Below are 14716 nucleotides of genomic sequence, written 5' to 3'. Positions count from 1 at the left end.
AACCGCCCCTACGATCGATGCGTGAGCAAGGATTCCGCGACGCGCGGTCGACGGCGCCGCTTCGGGCTCGGCGTGGCTGTCGGCCTTGCGGTCTCGGCGGCGGTGCCTGCGGTCGTCGCGCCGGTGGTCATGTGGATCATCCGGTCATCGGGCGACGTGACGTCGCGTTCGCTCACCGCCATGGGCGTCATCGCCGCGGTCGCCGGGGTATGGGTGTTCGCCGCCGCAGTGCCACGGCTGATCGGCAGGGACTCCCGCGCGACCCGTCTGATGAAGGTCGCAGGCTTCGTCGCCGCGGGACTCTGCGCCTGGGCGCTCTGGATGGCGTTCGGGGTCTTCCGGGCCTGGGACGGGCTGCCCTTCGCGGACAGCACCGGCGCGAGCATCCTCGCGGTCATCGCAGTGCTGTGTGCCGTCGTGGCGACGGTCTCCGCGCTCGCCACGGCTGCCGTCGCCGGCCCGGTCAGTGGCAGGACGGCGTGCTGTGTCGCCCTCGTCGTGCTGGTCGTCGTTCCCATCGTGGGCTACCGCACCGTTGCGGACCACCGCAGCGGCGTCTGGGCTCCCGATCTCATCGCGAAGGCCGCTCCGCCCGCCGCGACGCCCGATGCGGTGGGCCCCGTCCGCTACGAGATTCCGCTCGAGGACGGCGAGAACCTGCCCGAGGCCTACGGCGCCGGCAACGGCTTCGTCGTCGACACCCGTAGGGAGATCACCGCCTACGACGGTTGGACCGGCGAGAAACGTTGGCACGCCACCGACTACGGAACCAGTGGACGACTCCTGGTGGTGCGCCGCGACCGGGATGACAGGTCGGGGATCGTCGTGGTCTTCCTCTATCACGGGATCATCGCGTTCGACGGCGGCACCGGCGAGGTGCTGTGGCGTCGCGGGTACAGCAGCGGCGGCAAGGTGACCGCGGCAACCGGATCGGTCGACGCACTCGGCATGGCGGTCTTCACCGCCGACGCGGCCGTGAGCGGGTCCGACAGCCGCACCCGCTTCCACTCCCTCGATCCCACCACCGGACGTGAGCGCTGGAGCCAGCCCATCTCGTGCAGCAATCCGACTCTTCACCCCGGCACCCCCGGCCAATTCGCCTACGACTGTTCGAAGCCGTCGCTCATCGACGCGCACACCGGCGTATTCACCGATGTGCCCGGTGAATACGCGCCGACGGCAGGCACCGACGTCTATGTGGCGTCGTTCACCGAGTGGGACGACCGCGGATCGGCGACGGACAAGACCCTCGTGATCGACCCGGGCGGGCGGGTCGTCGACGAGATGTCGGGCGCAACAGCCGTTTCCACCGCCCACAACGGCTTCCTGCTCGTCCACAGTGGCGGTACCTGGATGATGCGCGATCACCGCAGTCACCGGTCGACGCCGGTGCCGCTGGGCTCCGTTCCCGTTCCGACGAACTACGAGCGGCCGAACACGGCGTGGCTCGACGACAGACTCCTGGTCGCGGCGGAGAAGCGTGATGCGCCGCTGTTTCTCGTCGACCCGGCCCGTCCGACGCAGGAGCCACTAAGCAGCCCGCCGCCGTGCCCGCGCGGCGAGACCGTCCGTGACCTCCAGGTCGTCGCCGGCGCCGTCATCGCGCAGTGCGATACCGATCGCGTCGTCGGCCTCGTGCCCTAGCACCGAAAGCTCATACGACGACGGCCCCCGGTTTTTCCGGGGGCCGTCGTCGGTGGTGGGTGGTGTTACTTGACGGTGATGGTGACCGTCGGGCTGAAGGTGTTGTTGTTCTTGTCGTTGGAGCGGATGGCGTCGGGGCGGATGCTGGCGTTGGGGCTGACCGAGACGACGCGGGCTTCGTCGAGCGGGACGTCGTTGAGGCGGTTGACCTGAACGCGGTAGCCCTGCGAGCGCAGTTCTTCGATGGCTTGTTCGGCGTTGCCGGGGCCGGTGGGTGCGGCGGCGGCGGGGCCGGCGAGGCCGATGAAGGCGGCGGCGAAGGCGCTGGCGGCGATGGTGGCGAATCCGAACTTGTTCATGGCCTTGCTTCTTTCTTGGTGTTTCTCGTTGTCTTCTGACTGCTTAAACCCGCAGGTCAGGGGTTTAATTCCGCTGGCAGTAATTGGTTGACCGGTGGCAGGAAGTGATCGCTGGACGCTCGCCGACACGACGACGGCCCCCGGTTTTTCCGGGGGCCGTCGTCGGATGGGTGGTGTTACTTGACGCTGACGGTGACCGTCGGGCTGAAGGTGGAGGTGTTCTTGTCGTTGGAGCGCACGGCGTTGGGCCGGGTGCTGGCGTTGGGGCTGACCGAGACGACGCGGGCTTCGTCGAGCGGGACGTCGTTGAGGCGGTTGACCTGAACGCGGTAGCCCTGCGAGCGCAGTTCTTCGATGGCTTGTTCGGCGTTGCCGGGGCCGGTGGGTGCGGCGGCGGCGGGGCCGGCGAGGCCGATGAAGGCGGCGGCGAAGGCGCTGGCGGCGATGGTGGCGAATCCGAACTTGTTCATGGCCTTGCTTCTTTCTTGTGTTTCTCGTTGTCTTCTGACTCCTTGAACTCGCAGGTCAGGGGTTTAATTCCGCTGGCAGAAATTGATCGACCGGTGGCAGGAAGTGCGCGCTTCGTGGCGCGCACACCGGCGACGCCGCACACTTAAGCGCGATGGAATTGTCGGCACTGCGTCTTCGGCAGCGTGACGGCCTGACATGCGGTCCGGCCGTCGCCGTCGTCGCGGGCGCGCTGATGGATCCGGGCCACCGCGCCGCCCTGCTGAACCCGTCGGGGTACGCCGTCACCGCGTCCGGCCGCGACTGGTTCGCCGGCGAGCAGGGTCGCATCCACGCCGAGGTGAATCGCATCTGGCCGCGTCGGCTCGGGACGACGCCGGCGGGGATGGCCCGCGCGCTCACCGCGCAGGCCGCCGCCCACGGCGTTCGGTATCGCTGGCGACTGTGCCGCGGCCGGCGCGACGGCCTGGCCGACGTCCTGGCCGCCCTCGACCGGAAGCTCCCGGTGGCGATGTTGATCGGCAATTGGCTGCCCCGGCACTGGGTGCTGCTCACCGATCGCCACCGCGACGACGACAGCTGGCTCGGCAGTCAGCTGCAGTGCTACGAGCCGTCGTCGGGCACCGTGGTGCGGGTGCCTATCGCGGCGATCCGCGGTGCGTGCCTGACCGGCCTCGGCTTCCCGCGGCCGTACGCCGTGGTGGTCCCAACCCGTCGGTGACTTCGACGGTCATTCGAACGTATGATCGAACGGTGGGCGAGCTGAAGTCGATCGGCTACAACGGGCAGCCGACCCAGCACGCCTTCCGGGCGGTGGAACCGCCGGTCACGGTCCTGATCGACCTGGCGGCGGTGTTCCCGCGAGAGCCGCACCGCGTGGGCGGCTACCAACCCGCCGGCCTGCAGATGCACTCGGTCGTCGAAGGCCGGCTGACCTGCTGGGGGATGTGCGAGCAGGGTTACTGGTGGGGTCTTGTCACCTACGACGTCGCCTACGGTCCGCGACGCAGGCCCGTCACCCACTGGATTCCGGCCTGGACGCTGAAGCGCAAGCCTGACGCCCGGTGACTCACGCGGCGTGCGCCGCCCTGGCGACGCGGCGCTGCGCCTCGGCGGGCGAGATGCGCAGATGTCGTGACAGCACCTCCGCCCAGGTGGCGCCGCCCATCCGGATCGGGTTGCCGATGGTGATCAACCGGCCGAGCAGCCGTTGCTGTAATTCGTCGGCAAGCGCGATCGACCGGTCGAGCCGGCGTAACACCTCCTCCAATTCTCGTGGGGTCATGTCGGACAGGGGTAGCGCCGCCAGCGACCGGTCGGCGGCATCGAGCCTGTCCAACAACGTGTTCAATGCATCATTCGAACTCATGTTCGACACGCTAGCCGCCGCCACCGACAAGCCGTCGCTACTGTCGGTCGCATGGCTCCGAAGATCGCCACCGCAGACCCCGTCGACCTGCCCGGCCTGCTCGAATTCGTCCGGCCGCGGCACCGCATGGTGCTCACGACGTTCCGCGCCGACGGCGGACTGCAGAGCTCGCCGGTCACCGGCGGCGTCGACGACGACGGCCGCCTGGTGATCGCCAGCTACCCGCAGCGGGCGAAGTCGCGCAACATCGGGCGCACTCCGCGCGCCAGCGTCACCGTGTTGTCCGACGACTTCAACGGCCCCTACGTCCAGGTCGACGGCGACGCCGAGGTGATCCTGCTGCCCGACGCGGTCGAACCACTGGTGGAGTACTTCCGGGCGGTGGCGGGCGAGCATTCCGACTGGACGGAGTATCGCCAGGCGATGGTCGCGCAGGGCAAGTGCCTGATCAGAGTCACGCCGGTGCGGTGGGGACCCATTGCCACAGGCGGTTTCCCGCCGGCGTAGACCCTCGCGGGGCCGTCGGCGTGTGTGTGCCGCATCACGATCGAACCTGTCGAATCGCCGCCCCCGGATATTGACGAGGGCTATATTCGGCCTGTGATCAGCGGGAATTCGCTGATGGGGCGGGAGAATGAGCTGGCGCTCATTCGCCGTGCCCTGGGCGGGGGAGGCGGCTACGCCGGCGTGGTCATCGTCGGTGCCGCGGGCGTGGGAAAGACCAGGCTGGCGCGGGAAGTGTTGGCGCGCAGCGCAACTGCGAACGATCGGGTGGCCTGGGTGGTCGGCACCGAGTCGGCGCGGCCGCTGCCGCTCGGCGCGTTCAGTGCGACGATCAGCCCGGCCATGTCGGAGGCTCTGACCAGTGTGCGCCGCCTCATCAATTCATTTGTGCCACAACATCGCCACGGCCGGGTACTGGTCGGCGTCGACGACGCCCACCTGCTCGACGGCCTGTCCGCGCACGTCGTGCACCAGCTCGCGCAGTCGGCCGGTGTGCGGTTGGTGGTGACGGTGCGCGCCGGTGCGGAGGAGCCGGACGCGGTGACCGCGCTGTGGAAGGACGGGCTGCTGGCGCGGCTCGACCTCGAGCCGCTGTCGGCCGAGGCCACCAGCACCCTGATCGAGAAGACCCTGGAAGGGCCGGTGGACAGCCGCACGGCGCGGCGGTTCTGGAAGCTCACCGGCGGGAACGCGCTGTATCTGCTGCAGCTGCTCAAGGATCAGGTGGCGGCGGGCCGCATCCGCCAGGTGGCCGGGGTGTGGATGTGGGATGGCGACGTGGCCGTCTCCCAGGGCATCACCGACATGGTCGGCCGCCAGCTCGGCAGCCTCACGCCCGGACCGGCCCTCGTGGTCGACCTGCTCTCGCAGTGCGAGCCGCTGAACGTCGACGTGCTGTGCGATCTGGCACAGCGCAGCGACCTCGAGACGGCCGAGCAGATGCGGCTGGTCAACGTCGAGCGGACGCCTGCGGGGCTGACCGCCCGGCTGGCCCACCCGCTCTACGGCGAACTGCGTCGGGCGGCCGCCGGCGAGATGTACCTGTCCAGCCTTCGCGGGAAGCTGGCCCGCAGGCTCGGCGAACAGTCCGACGGCGACATGCAGGCGACGGTCCGGCGCGCACTGCTCACCCTGGAGTCCGATCTGCCGCCCGACCCGCAGCTCTATCTCGAGGCGGCGCGCCACGAGCTGGCACTCCTCGATCCCGACGCGGCCGACCGGTTCGCCACTGCCGCAGCCGAAGCCGGTGCGCCCGAGGCCGCTCCGCTGCGAGCGATGACGATGATCCTGCTCGGCTGCGGCGACCGGGCGGAGGAGGTGCTCTCGGAGATCGGCACCGGCGACCGCGCCGACAGCCACCACTGGGCGACGCTGCGGGCCGCGAACCTGACGTGGCTGCTCGGCCGCCCCCGCGATGCGGTGACGATCCTGGAGGCCCTGGCGGCGGGGCCGGAGACCGATGCCGAACTGGCGGCGCGGCTGGCCATCGAGGCCGGGGTCGACGCGGTGCTGGGCCGGTGCGTCGCGGCGGAGCAGAAGGCGCACGCGGCGCTGGACACCGGCTCGCTGACCGATCTGCACGCGATGCTGGCGTCCATCGCGCTGATGATGGCGCTCGGCGCACTGGGCCGGGGCGAGGAGATCGACGAACTCGCCACCCGCGCCATCGAGCGGGCGGTCACCTCGTTCGAGTCGTCGCAGATGCGGTTCTGGTTCGGCGGGGTGCACGGCCGGGCCTGCCGTCTCAACGGCCGTATCGACGAATGTGTGCGCTGGGCCGACGAACTCGCCGAGTCCGCACGCGACGTACCGGGACTGGCCCATGCCAACCTGGCCTCGCTGCGGGCGCACGCGATGCTGTCGCGGGGGGCGATGCGCGACGCGGCGAAGCTGCTGCACGAGGCGCTGGCGGGGGCCGAGCAGCACGGCGTCACCAGTGGTCTGCGGGCCGCCAGCTGCTTCGGGCTCGCCGAGGCGCACGCGAAGCTCGGCGAAGCCGACGCCGCGCGGCATGCACTCGAGGAGGCACGCCGGTGCGTGCCGGACGACTACGTCTACATGCAGACCAACCTGTCGCTGGCCACCGGCTGGACGCTGGCGGCGGGCGGCGAGCTCGCCGAGGCCGTCAAGGTGGCCCACGCCGCCGCCGGGGACGCCCGTGACCGCGGCCAGCCCACCCACGAGCTGGCGTGCGTGCAGGCGATCGTGCTGTGGGGCGACACGTCGATGACGAAGCGCGCCCGCGAGCTCGCCGACTCGCTGCGGTTGCCGCTGGCCGACGTGGTGGCCCGGCACGCGGAGGCGCTCGAGGCCGACGACGGAGCCGGCCTGCTCGACGCGTCGATGGACTACCAGGCCGGCGGCGACCGGGCTGCCGCCGCCGACTGCGCCGCCCAGGCGGCGGTCGCGTACACCCGCAGCGGGCAGAGCAGGCGCGGCAAGTACGCCGCGACGCTCGCGGCGCAGATCGCCGACGACTGCGGCGGCCTGTGCACACCGGCGCTGCGGAACCCGGCGGGCCAGCCGCTGACCCCGCGCCAGCGCGAGATCGTCGAGCTGGTGTGCGCGGACCTGTCCAACCGGGAGATCGCCGACCGGCTGGTGATGTCGGTGCGCAGTGTCGAGGGCCACATCTACCGGGCCTGCCAGCGGGTGGGCGCCAGCTCACGCGAGGAGCTGGCCCGCATCGTCCGCCGGGGCCCGCTCAGCGGCTGGTAGACGGGCTGGGCGGGACACCGGCCACCGGGCTGTGATAGTCAGACTCTGTGCGGCCGCGTTGCGTCCACTAGCACGTCAAACTATAGTCTGGACACATGTCCAGAGGGTGCGGAGTCTGCGCGTGACACGATTCGACGAGCTCAGCGCGGCGTCGCCCGTCGTCTTCGGAATCATCTGAGTATGCGGATCGCGTTGCTGTCCTACCGCAGCAAGACCCACTGCGGCGGGCAGGGAGTCTATGTCCGCCACCTCAGCCGTGGCCTGGTCGAACTCGGTCACGACGTGGAGGTGTTCTCCGGTCAGCCGTACCCCGAGGGGCTCGATCCGCGGGTGCGCCTGACGAAGGTGCCCAGCCTCGACCTGTATCGCGAACCCGACCCGTTCCGGGTGCCGAGGCCCAGCGAGATCCGTGATCGCATCGACCTGCTCGAGTTGCTGGCGACGTGGACCGCGGCCTTCCCCGAGCCGCGCACGTTCACCATGCGGGTGGCCCGGTTGCTGGCCGCACGGCGCGACGAGTTCGACGTCGTGCACGACAACCAGAGCCTGGGCACCGGCCTGCTCGACATCGCCGCGTCGGGGCTGCCGGTGGTCGCCACCGTGCACCACCCGATCACCCGCGACAAGGTGGTCGACGTCGCGGCTGCCCGCTGGTGGCGCAAGCCGCTCGTGCGTAGGTGGTACGGCTTCGCCGAGATGCAGAAGCAGGTCGCCCGCGAGATCCCCGAACTTCTCACCGTGTCCTCGTCGTCGGCCACCGACATCGCCGACGACTTCGGCGTCGCTCCCGGCCAGCTGCACGTGGTGCCGCTGGGGGTGGACACCGAACTCTTCACCCCCGCCCCGGACCGGGTCAGCGGCCGGATCATCGCGATCGCGAGTGCCGACGTACCGCTCAAGGGCATCAGCCACCTGCTGCACGCGGTGGCGCGGCTGCGGGTCGAGCGCAACCTCGACGTGCAGCTGGTCAGCAAGCTCGAGCCCAACGGGCCCACCGAGAAGCTGATCGCCGAGCTCGGCATCTCCGACATCGTCACCACCTCGAGCGGGCTGTCCGACTCCGAGCTGGCCGAACTGCTGGCGTCGGCGGAGGTGGCCTGCATCCCGTCGCTGTACGAGGGCTTCTCGCTGCCCGCCGTCGAGGCGATGGCCAGCGGGACACCGATCGTGGCCAGCCGGGCCGGTGCGCTGCCCGAGGTGGTCGGACCCGACGGTGAGTGTGCCCGGCTCGTGAAGCCCGCCGACGTCGACGAGCTGACCGCGGTGCTGGGTCACCTGCTCGACTCGCCGCTGGAGCGGCACCGCCTCGGTGCGGCAGGCCGGCGTCGCGCACTCGAAGTGTTCAGCTGGGAATCCGTTGCCGCGCAGACCGTTTCGGTGTACAAGCGGGCGATATGCTGACCGTCGACTTCGGCCGGCTCGGTGTCGGGCCCGGCACGTCGGTGATCGACGTGGGCTGCGGAGCGGGCAGGCATTCCTTCGAGGCCTACCGGCGCGGTGCCGACGTCGTCGCCTTCGACCAGAACACCGAAGACCTCAACGCCGTCGACGAGATCCTCCAGGCGATGAAGGAGCAGGGTGAGGCGCCCGAGGGTGCCCGCGCCGAGGCCGTCAAGGGCGACGCCCTCGATCTGCCCTACGCCGACGGCACGTTCGACGTCGTCATCGCCTCGGAGATCCTGGAGCACGTGCCCGCCGACGACCGGGCCATCGCCGAACTGGTGCGCGTGCTCAAACCCGGTGGCTCGCTGGCGATCACGGTGCCGCGGTGGCTGCCGGAGCGGATCTGCTGGATGCTGTCGGACGAGTACCACGCCAACGAGGGCGGCCACGTCCGGATCTACCGGGCCGACATGCTGCGCAACAAGGTGCTGGCGCACGGCCTGCGGTACACCTTCAGCCATCACGCGCATGCGCTGCACTCACCGTTCTGGTGGCTGAAATGCGCTGTCGGAACATCGAAGAACGACCATCCCGCGGTGGCGGCCTACCACAAGCTGCTGGTCTGGGACATGGTCGACCAGCCGTGGATCACCCGGCGCGCCGAGGAACTGCTCAACCCGCTGGTCGGCAAGAGCGTCGCTCTCTACTTCGAAAAACCGGCGGCCTTCCAAGAACCCGCCGCCTTCCAAGAACCCGCGACCCCCGACGACGTCGAGGTGAGCCATGCGCGCGACTGAACTCCCCGGGGTGGCCGGCGTCTTCACGCCGGACCAGTGTCTGCAGACGGCGCGGTCGATCGCCGCGACGCAGGAGAGTTCCGGTGCGATCCCGTGGTTCGACGGCGGGCACACCGACCCCTGGGACCACGTGGAGTCGGCGATGGCGCTGACCGCCGCAGGGCTGATCGAACCCGCCCGTGCCGCCTTCGAGTGGTGCCGCAACCGGCAGCGGCCCGACGGCTCATGGCCGATCCAGTTCCGCAACGGCGTGATCGAGGACGCCAACAGTGACAGCAACTTCTGCGCCTACGTCGCCACCGGGGTGTGGCACCACCTGTTGATCACCCGCGACCGGCGATTCGCCGAGCGAATGTGGCCGGTGGTCTCCAGGGCCGTCGACTTCGTGCTCGACCTCCAGCGGCCGAACGGCGAGATCGCCTGGGCGCGAAGCGAAGCGGGACCGGTCGACGAGGCCCTGCTCACCGGGTGCGCCAGTATCCACCACAGTCTGCGGTGCGCACTGGCGCTGGCCGACTACTTCGACGACCCGCAGCCGGAGTGGGAGGTCGCGGTCGGCCGACTCGGTCACGCGATCGTCGCGCACCCGGGGTCATTCGTCCCCAAGGACCGCCACTCGATGGAGTGGTACTACCCGGTGATGTGCGGCGCGCTGCGCGGACCTGCGGCCGAGGAACGCATCAACGACCGCTGGGACGACTTCGTGGTGCCCGGCCTCGGCATCCGCTGCGTCGACGACCGGCCGTGGGTCACCGGAGCCGAGACCTGCGAACTGGTGATGGCGCTGGACGCCATCGGCGACGGCCGGCGCGCGCACCAGCAGTTCGCGGCCATGCACCATCTGCGGGAACGCGACGGCTCGTACTGGACGGGCCTGGTGTTCGCCGACGGCAAGCGCTGGCCGGAGGAGCGCACCACGTGGACCGGTGGCGCAGTGATCTTGGCCGCGGATGCGCTGTCGCGCACCACTTCTGGCTCCGGGATTTTCCGGGCCGCCGATCTGCCGCGCGGCCTCGAGGACGAGTTCGACTGCGCCTGCGCCGACACCCGGCGCTGATCGCGCCTTCGGTTACAGCGAGCCCGGCCGGCCGCCGGTCCTTTCCAGCACCCGCATCGAACCCATTGCCGACACCTCGTGGAAGTCGCCGGTGTCGAGGGCGCGGCGGTAGATGTGGAACGGCGCCTGGCCGCCGTCGCGGGGATCGGGGAACACGTCGTGGATGATCAGCCCGCCGCCGACGTCGACCCAGCGCGCCCAGCCGTCGAAGTCGCGCTGTGCGGCCTCCTCGGTGTGACCGCCGTCGATGAACAACAGCCGCAACGGGGTTCGCCATCCGGTGGCCACCACGGTGGACTTGCCGACGATGGCGACCACGTGGTCGTCCAACCCGGCGGCGTCGAGCGTGTGGCGCAGCGTGGGCAGCGTGTCGAACAGCCCGGTCACCGGGTCGACCATGCCGCTGTCGTGGTACTCCCAGCCTGCCTGGTGCTCCTCGGAGCCGTGGTGGTGGTCGATGGTGTAGACGACCGCGCCGGCTTCCTGGGCGGCGGCGCCGAGCATGACCGTCGATTTGCCGCAGTACGTGCCGATCTCGACGCCCACTCCGCCGGGCAGGTACCGCACCGCCGCGTCGTAGAGCGCGCGGCCCTCGTCGGCCGGCATGAAGCCGGTGACGCCCTCGGCGAGGGCGAACAGCTGCGCGGCCCGCGGCGGCAGGGCGGTCCCGGTGACGGATTCGGTGGCACTCATGGTCTCAACTTAGCCGTCGGCCGGGCGCGGCCCGCCGCGGAGTGGGCGGCTCGGCCGTTGCTGGCCCCCCGGCGTTGTAGTAGCGTCCGGACATGTGTCCGATCCGGCTTTGGAGTCGACTCGGCGCCGATTGACCGCCAAACAGGCCGACACCGTCGACCGGCTCGGCCGCGCCGCGGTGGACATCCTCGGCCGTGACGGATTCGCGGGCCTGACCGTACGTCGGGTGGCAGCAGAGGCCGGGGTCGGCGCGGCCACCGCGTACACCTACTTCTCCTCCAAGGAACACCTTGTCGCCGAGGTGTTCTGGCGGCGCCTGGCCGCGTCCCCGGCCGCCGACCACGGTTCGCCGGAACCCGCCGCGCGCGTCATCGAGGTGCTGCAGCACATCGCCCTTCTGGTGGCCGACGAACCGGAGTTCGCGGGGGCGGTGACCAATGCGCTGCTCGGCCGCGACCCCGACGTCGAGGTGCTGCGCCAGCGCATCGGGCGCGACGTCCGCGACCGTCTGGTCACCGCGCTGGGACCGGACACCGACTACGACGTCATCGAGTCACTCGAGCTGCTCTACGTCGGCGCCCTGGTGTGGGCGGGGATGGGATATTCGTCCTACACCGACATGACCGAGCGGCTCACGAAGTCCGCGCGGCTGATCCTGGGCTAACGGGCCGGCGGTCCGAGGAGCGCCGTCGACGCCGCGATCGCCGGGTCGACGATGCCCCGGACGTCGCGACCGTCCTCCACGAGCACCGCCGTCAACTCGCGCAGGCCGCCCAGCAGGATGACCGCCAGCGGCCGGGGCACCACCGGCAGGCCTGCGCGCTGGAAGCCCGGACTGCTGCTGAGGTCGACGAGCATGTCGGTCAGGTGCTCCATGGCCAGCCGGTGCAGCGGCGCCGCCACCACGCCGAGCCCGGGCAGTTCGCGGATCCAGCTCAGCGTGACCGCGGGCCGCGACTCGATGTGGGCGACGTATGCGTCCACGGCCTGCCGGATCTGCTCCTGCCAGGGCGCCTCGGGGTCGACGGCGGCCCGGATCCGGTTGACCAGCGCGTCGTTGTTGGCGCGCAGGAGCTCGATGAAGCAGTCCTCCTTGGTGCCGAACAAGCCGTAGAACGTGCGCTTGGAGGTGCGCGCGTGCCGCACGATGTCCGACACCGTGGTGTCGCGGTAGCCGCGTTCGGCGATCGATGCGGCCAGGCCGTCGAGCAGCCGACCGCGGAACGTGTCGGTGGCCGTGGCGCTGGCTCCGTCCTCGACTGAGGTGGTCATGTCCCTCCCACCGCTCTTGCGCGTGTTGGTACCAAGCGGTACCGTACTCCACACATCCACGGTACATCGCAGTACCAACCGGGGTCTGGAGTCCTTGATGAGCGAAACGGCCGCCACCGAACACCCCGTCTCGGAGTCTGCCGGGGCGCATCTGCCGCCCGTGACGCGCGTGCCCAAGCTGCTTCAGGGCGTGGTGTACGTCCTCGCCAGGCGTCAGATGATCGACCGCCTGACACGGCGTCACGGCGCCGCCTTCGTCGCCAACATCCCGATGTTCGGCAAGACGGTGATCCTCACCGATCCGGCGCTGGCCAAGCAGGTGTTCGCCACCAACCCCGAAGAGCTCGGCAACGTGCAGCCCAACCTCAGCCGGGTCTTCGGGCCCGGATCGGTGTTCGCGCTCGACGGCGACGACCACCGCAGGCGACGCAAGCTGCTCACGCCGCCGTTCCACGGCAAGGCGATGAAGAACTACGAGAAGATCGTCGAGGAGGAGACCCGCCGCGAGATGGCGTCGTGGCCCGACGGCCGGCCGTTCGAGACGCTGGAACCGATGATGCGGATCACGCTCAACATCATCTTGCGTGCCATCTTCGGCGCCGACGGAGCAGAACTCGACCGGCTCCGCGAGGTCATCCCGCCGTGGGTGACGCTGGGCTCGCGCCTGGTCGTGTTCCCCGAACCGGCCCGCGACCTCGGGCCGCTGGACCCGTGGCGACGCCTGCACGACTACCGGCGGACCTACGAGTCGGTGATCGACACCCTGATCACCCAGGCGCGGGCCGACGAGCACTTCGACGAGCGCACGGACGTGCTCTCGCTGTTCCTGCGCAGCGCCTACGAAGACGGTTCGGCGATGACGCCGAGTGAGATCGGCGACGAGCTGCTCACCCTGCTCGCCGCCGGGCACGAGACCACCGCCTCAACCCTGGCGTGGGCGTTCGAGCGGATCAGCCGCCATCCCGCGGTGCTCGCCGAACTCGTGGCTGAGGCGCAGACCGACGGCAACGAGTACCGCCAGGCCACGATCCTCGAAGTGCAGCGGGCGCGCACCGTCATCGACTTCTGCGGGCGGCACGTCTGGGCGCCGATGGTGCAGATCGGCCAGTGGCGGATACCGCGCGGCTACTCGGTGCTGGTCAGCATCAACCAGTTGCACGCCAACACCGGGGAGTTCCCGGACCCACAGCGCTTCGACCCGACGCGGTTCGTCGGCAAGCGGCCCAACATGTTCGCGTGGGCGCCGTTCGGTGGCGGCACCCGCCGGTGCGTCGGCGCCGCCTTCGCCAACATGGAGATGGACGTCGTGCTACGAACGGTGCTGCGGCACTTCGACGTCGAGACCACGACGGCGCGCGACGAGAAGGTGCACTCCCGCGGGGTGGCGTTCACCCCCAAGGATGGCGGCCGGGTGGCCATGCGCCGCCGGCCGACACCCCTGGGGTCCTGACTACGTCGTCGCGTCGGCCCGCTTGGGCAGCTTCCAGTCCGGCCGCGGGAAATGGCAGGTGTAACCCCACGGCAGCCGCTCCAGGTAGTCCTGGTGCTCGGGTTCGGCCTCCCAGAAATCACTGGCGGGCGTCACCTCGGTGACCACCTTGCCGGGCCACAGCCCCGAGGCGTCCACGTCGGCGATGGTGTCGAGTGCGACGCGCTTCTGCTCGTCGTCGACGTAGAAGATCGCCGACCGGTAGCTGGTGCCGACGTCGTTGCCCTGCCGGTTCTTCGTCGTCGGGTCGTGGATCTGGAAGAAGAACTCCAGTATCGCCCGGTAGTCGGTCTTCGCCGGGTCGTAGACGATCTCGATCGCCTCGGCGTGGCCGGGATGGTTGCGGTAGGTCGCGTTGGCGTTCTGCCCGCCGGTGTAGCCGACGCGGGTCGAGACCACCCCGGGCTGCTTGCGGATCAGATCCTGCATACCCCAGAAGCAGCCGCCGGCCAGTATCGCCTTCTCGGTGGTGCTCATGCCTGTGCCTCCTTGGAAGAGAAGAGCTGTCGGTACTCGCCGTATCCCTCGGCCTCGAGGTCGTCGAGATGGACGAACCTCAGCGAAGCCGAGTTGATGCAGTAGCGCAACCCGCCGGCCTCCCGCGGCCCGTCGTTGAACACGTGCCCGAGGTGGCTGTCGCCGTGCGCCGACCGGACCTCGGTGCGGAGCATCAAGTGGCTGAAGTCCCGCTTCTCTCGCACATTTGACGCGCCGTTCGCGGCGTCCAGCGGCCTGGTGAAGCTGGGCCACCCGCTGCCGCTCTCGAACTTGTCCGTCGAGGCGAACAACGGCTCACCGGAGACCACGTCGACGTAAATACCCGGTTCGTGGTTGTCCCAGTACTCACCGGTGAACGGCCGCTCCGTGCCGTTGCGCTGGGTCACCTGGTACTGCTCCGGCGACAACGCGTCCAACGCCGCCGGGTTCTTGTGATAAGTCCTGCTCATCTGTCCCTTTCTACTC

17 protein-coding genes are annotated in these 14716 nt (G+C 69.9%); 10 read left to right on the top strand and 7 right to left on the bottom strand.

The features are described 5' to 3' along the window. Nucleotides 1–21 precede the first annotated feature (21 nt). On the top strand, nucleotides 22–1644 hold the full coding sequence (locus O6P37_RS21195) for an outer membrane protein assembly factor BamB family protein (protein WP_269895940.1): 1623 nt from the start codon (nucleotides 22–24) through the stop codon (nucleotides 1642–1644). 65 nt (nucleotides 1645–1709) lie between these two features. Here O6P37_RS21195 and O6P37_RS21190 read toward each other — a convergent pair whose 3' ends face one another. Beyond that, nucleotides 1710–2003: a hypothetical protein gene (locus O6P37_RS21190; RefSeq protein ID WP_269895939.1), complete on the bottom strand. Its 294-nt coding sequence runs from the start codon at nucleotides 2001–2003 to the stop codon at nucleotides 1710–1712. A gap of 176 nt (nucleotides 2004–2179) precedes the next feature. Next, nucleotides 2180–2473, bottom strand: coding sequence for a hypothetical protein (locus O6P37_RS21185; protein WP_269895938.1), 294 nt, complete (start codon nucleotides 2471–2473; stop codon nucleotides 2180–2182). Nucleotides 2474–2625: 152 nt separating this feature from the next. On the opposite strand from O6P37_RS21185, the gene O6P37_RS21180 reads away from it, so the two are divergent. Then, nucleotides 2626–3192, top strand: a complete 567-nt coding sequence (locus tag O6P37_RS21180; protein ID WP_269895937.1) for a hypothetical protein — start codon at nucleotides 2626–2628, stop codon at nucleotides 3190–3192. Nucleotides 3193–3224: 32 nt separating this feature from the next. Then, on the top strand, nucleotides 3225–3539 hold the full coding sequence (locus O6P37_RS21175) for a hypothetical protein (RefSeq protein ID WP_269895936.1): 315 nt from the start codon (nucleotides 3225–3227) through the stop codon (nucleotides 3537–3539). A 1-nt stretch (nucleotide 3540) separates the two neighbouring features. On the opposite strand, the gene O6P37_RS21170 is transcribed toward O6P37_RS21175, so the two are convergent. Beyond that, a complete protein-coding gene (locus O6P37_RS21170; RefSeq protein ID WP_269895935.1) occupies nucleotides 3541–3840 on the bottom strand; it encodes a hypothetical protein in 300 nt (99 codons plus the stop codon). Nucleotides 3841–3891: 51 nt separating this feature from the next. Between O6P37_RS21170 and O6P37_RS21165 the strand changes: the two genes are divergently transcribed. The 5 genes from O6P37_RS21165 (at nucleotide 3892) to O6P37_RS21145 (ending at nucleotide 10299) form a co-directional block, all read left to right on the top strand. Continuing rightward, nucleotides 3892–4347 (top strand): PPOX class F420-dependent oxidoreductase, encoded by a 456-nt coding sequence (locus tag O6P37_RS21165; RefSeq protein WP_269895934.1) that lies wholly within the window; start codon nucleotides 3892–3894, stop codon nucleotides 4345–4347. A 93-nt stretch (nucleotides 4348–4440) separates the two neighbouring features. Beyond that, nucleotides 4441–7062: a helix-turn-helix transcriptional regulator gene (locus O6P37_RS21160; RefSeq protein ID WP_269895933.1), complete on the top strand. Its 2622-nt coding sequence runs from the start codon at nucleotides 4441–4443 to the stop codon at nucleotides 7060–7062. Between the two features lie 180 nt (nucleotides 7063–7242). Continuing rightward, nucleotides 7243–8463, top strand: a complete 1221-nt coding sequence (locus O6P37_RS21155; RefSeq protein ID WP_269895932.1) for a glycosyltransferase family 4 protein — start codon at nucleotides 7243–7245, stop codon at nucleotides 8461–8463. Further along, nucleotides 8457–9242, top strand: a complete 786-nt coding sequence (locus O6P37_RS21150; RefSeq protein ID WP_269895931.1) for a methyltransferase domain-containing protein — start codon at nucleotides 8457–8459, stop codon at nucleotides 9240–9242. The genes O6P37_RS21155 and O6P37_RS21150 overlap by 7 nt, the downstream gene beginning before the upstream one ends. Beyond that, nucleotides 9229–10299, top strand: a complete 1071-nt coding sequence (locus tag O6P37_RS21145; protein WP_269895930.1) for a prenyltransferase/squalene oxidase repeat-containing protein — start codon at nucleotides 9229–9231, stop codon at nucleotides 10297–10299. Before O6P37_RS21150 ends, O6P37_RS21145 begins: the two co-directional genes overlap by 14 nt. Before the next feature lie 12 nt (nucleotides 10300–10311). On the opposite strand, the gene O6P37_RS21140 is transcribed toward O6P37_RS21145, so the two are convergent. Next, entirely contained in the window at nucleotides 10312–10992 is a 681-nt protein-coding gene (locus O6P37_RS21140) for a class I SAM-dependent methyltransferase (RefSeq protein ID WP_269895929.1), read from the bottom strand. Between the two features lie 94 nt (nucleotides 10993–11086). Here O6P37_RS21140 and O6P37_RS21135 point away from each other — a divergent pair, with 94 nt between their 5' ends. Next, on the top strand, nucleotides 11087–11656 hold the full coding sequence (locus tag O6P37_RS21135) for a TetR/AcrR family transcriptional regulator (protein WP_269895928.1): 570 nt from the start codon (nucleotides 11087–11089) through the stop codon (nucleotides 11654–11656). Here O6P37_RS21135 and O6P37_RS21130 read toward each other — a convergent pair. After that, nucleotides 11653–12264, bottom strand: a complete 612-nt coding sequence (locus O6P37_RS21130; protein ID WP_269895927.1) for a TetR/AcrR family transcriptional regulator — start codon at nucleotides 12262–12264, stop codon at nucleotides 11653–11655. The two genes, O6P37_RS21135 and O6P37_RS21130, sit on opposite strands and share 4 nt — an antisense overlap. Nucleotides 12265–12361: 97 nt before the next feature. On the opposite strand from O6P37_RS21130, the gene O6P37_RS21125 reads away from it, so the two are divergent. Further along, complete coding sequence (locus tag O6P37_RS21125) at nucleotides 12362–13714, top strand: cytochrome P450 (protein WP_269895926.1); 1353 nt, start codon at nucleotides 12362–12364, stop codon at nucleotides 13712–13714. Here O6P37_RS21125 and msrA read toward each other — a convergent pair whose 3' ends face one another. Together msrA and msrB are read right to left on the bottom strand one after the other, a co-directional pair. Continuing rightward, nucleotides 13715–14230 carry a peptide-methionine (S)-S-oxide reductase MsrA gene (gene msrA, locus O6P37_RS21120; protein ID WP_264014343.1) on the bottom strand — a complete coding sequence of 172 codons (516 nt, stop codon included), beginning with the start codon at nucleotides 14228–14230 and terminating at the stop codon, nucleotides 13715–13717. Next, nucleotides 14227–14700 (bottom strand): peptide-methionine (R)-S-oxide reductase MsrB, encoded by a 474-nt coding sequence (gene msrB, locus O6P37_RS21115; RefSeq protein ID WP_269895925.1) that lies wholly within the window; start codon nucleotides 14698–14700, stop codon nucleotides 14227–14229. The genes msrA and msrB overlap by 4 nt, the downstream gene beginning before the upstream one ends. Between the last annotated feature and the right edge of the window lie 16 nt (nucleotides 14701–14716).

Origin of the sequence: Mycobacterium hippophais, from assembly GCF_027529605.1 — a bacterium.
Taxonomy (GTDB): domain Bacteria; phylum Actinomycetota; class Actinomycetes; order Mycobacteriales; family Mycobacteriaceae; genus Mycobacterium; species Mycobacterium arseniciresistens.
This window is presented reverse-complemented; position numbering and strand designations above follow the sequence as displayed.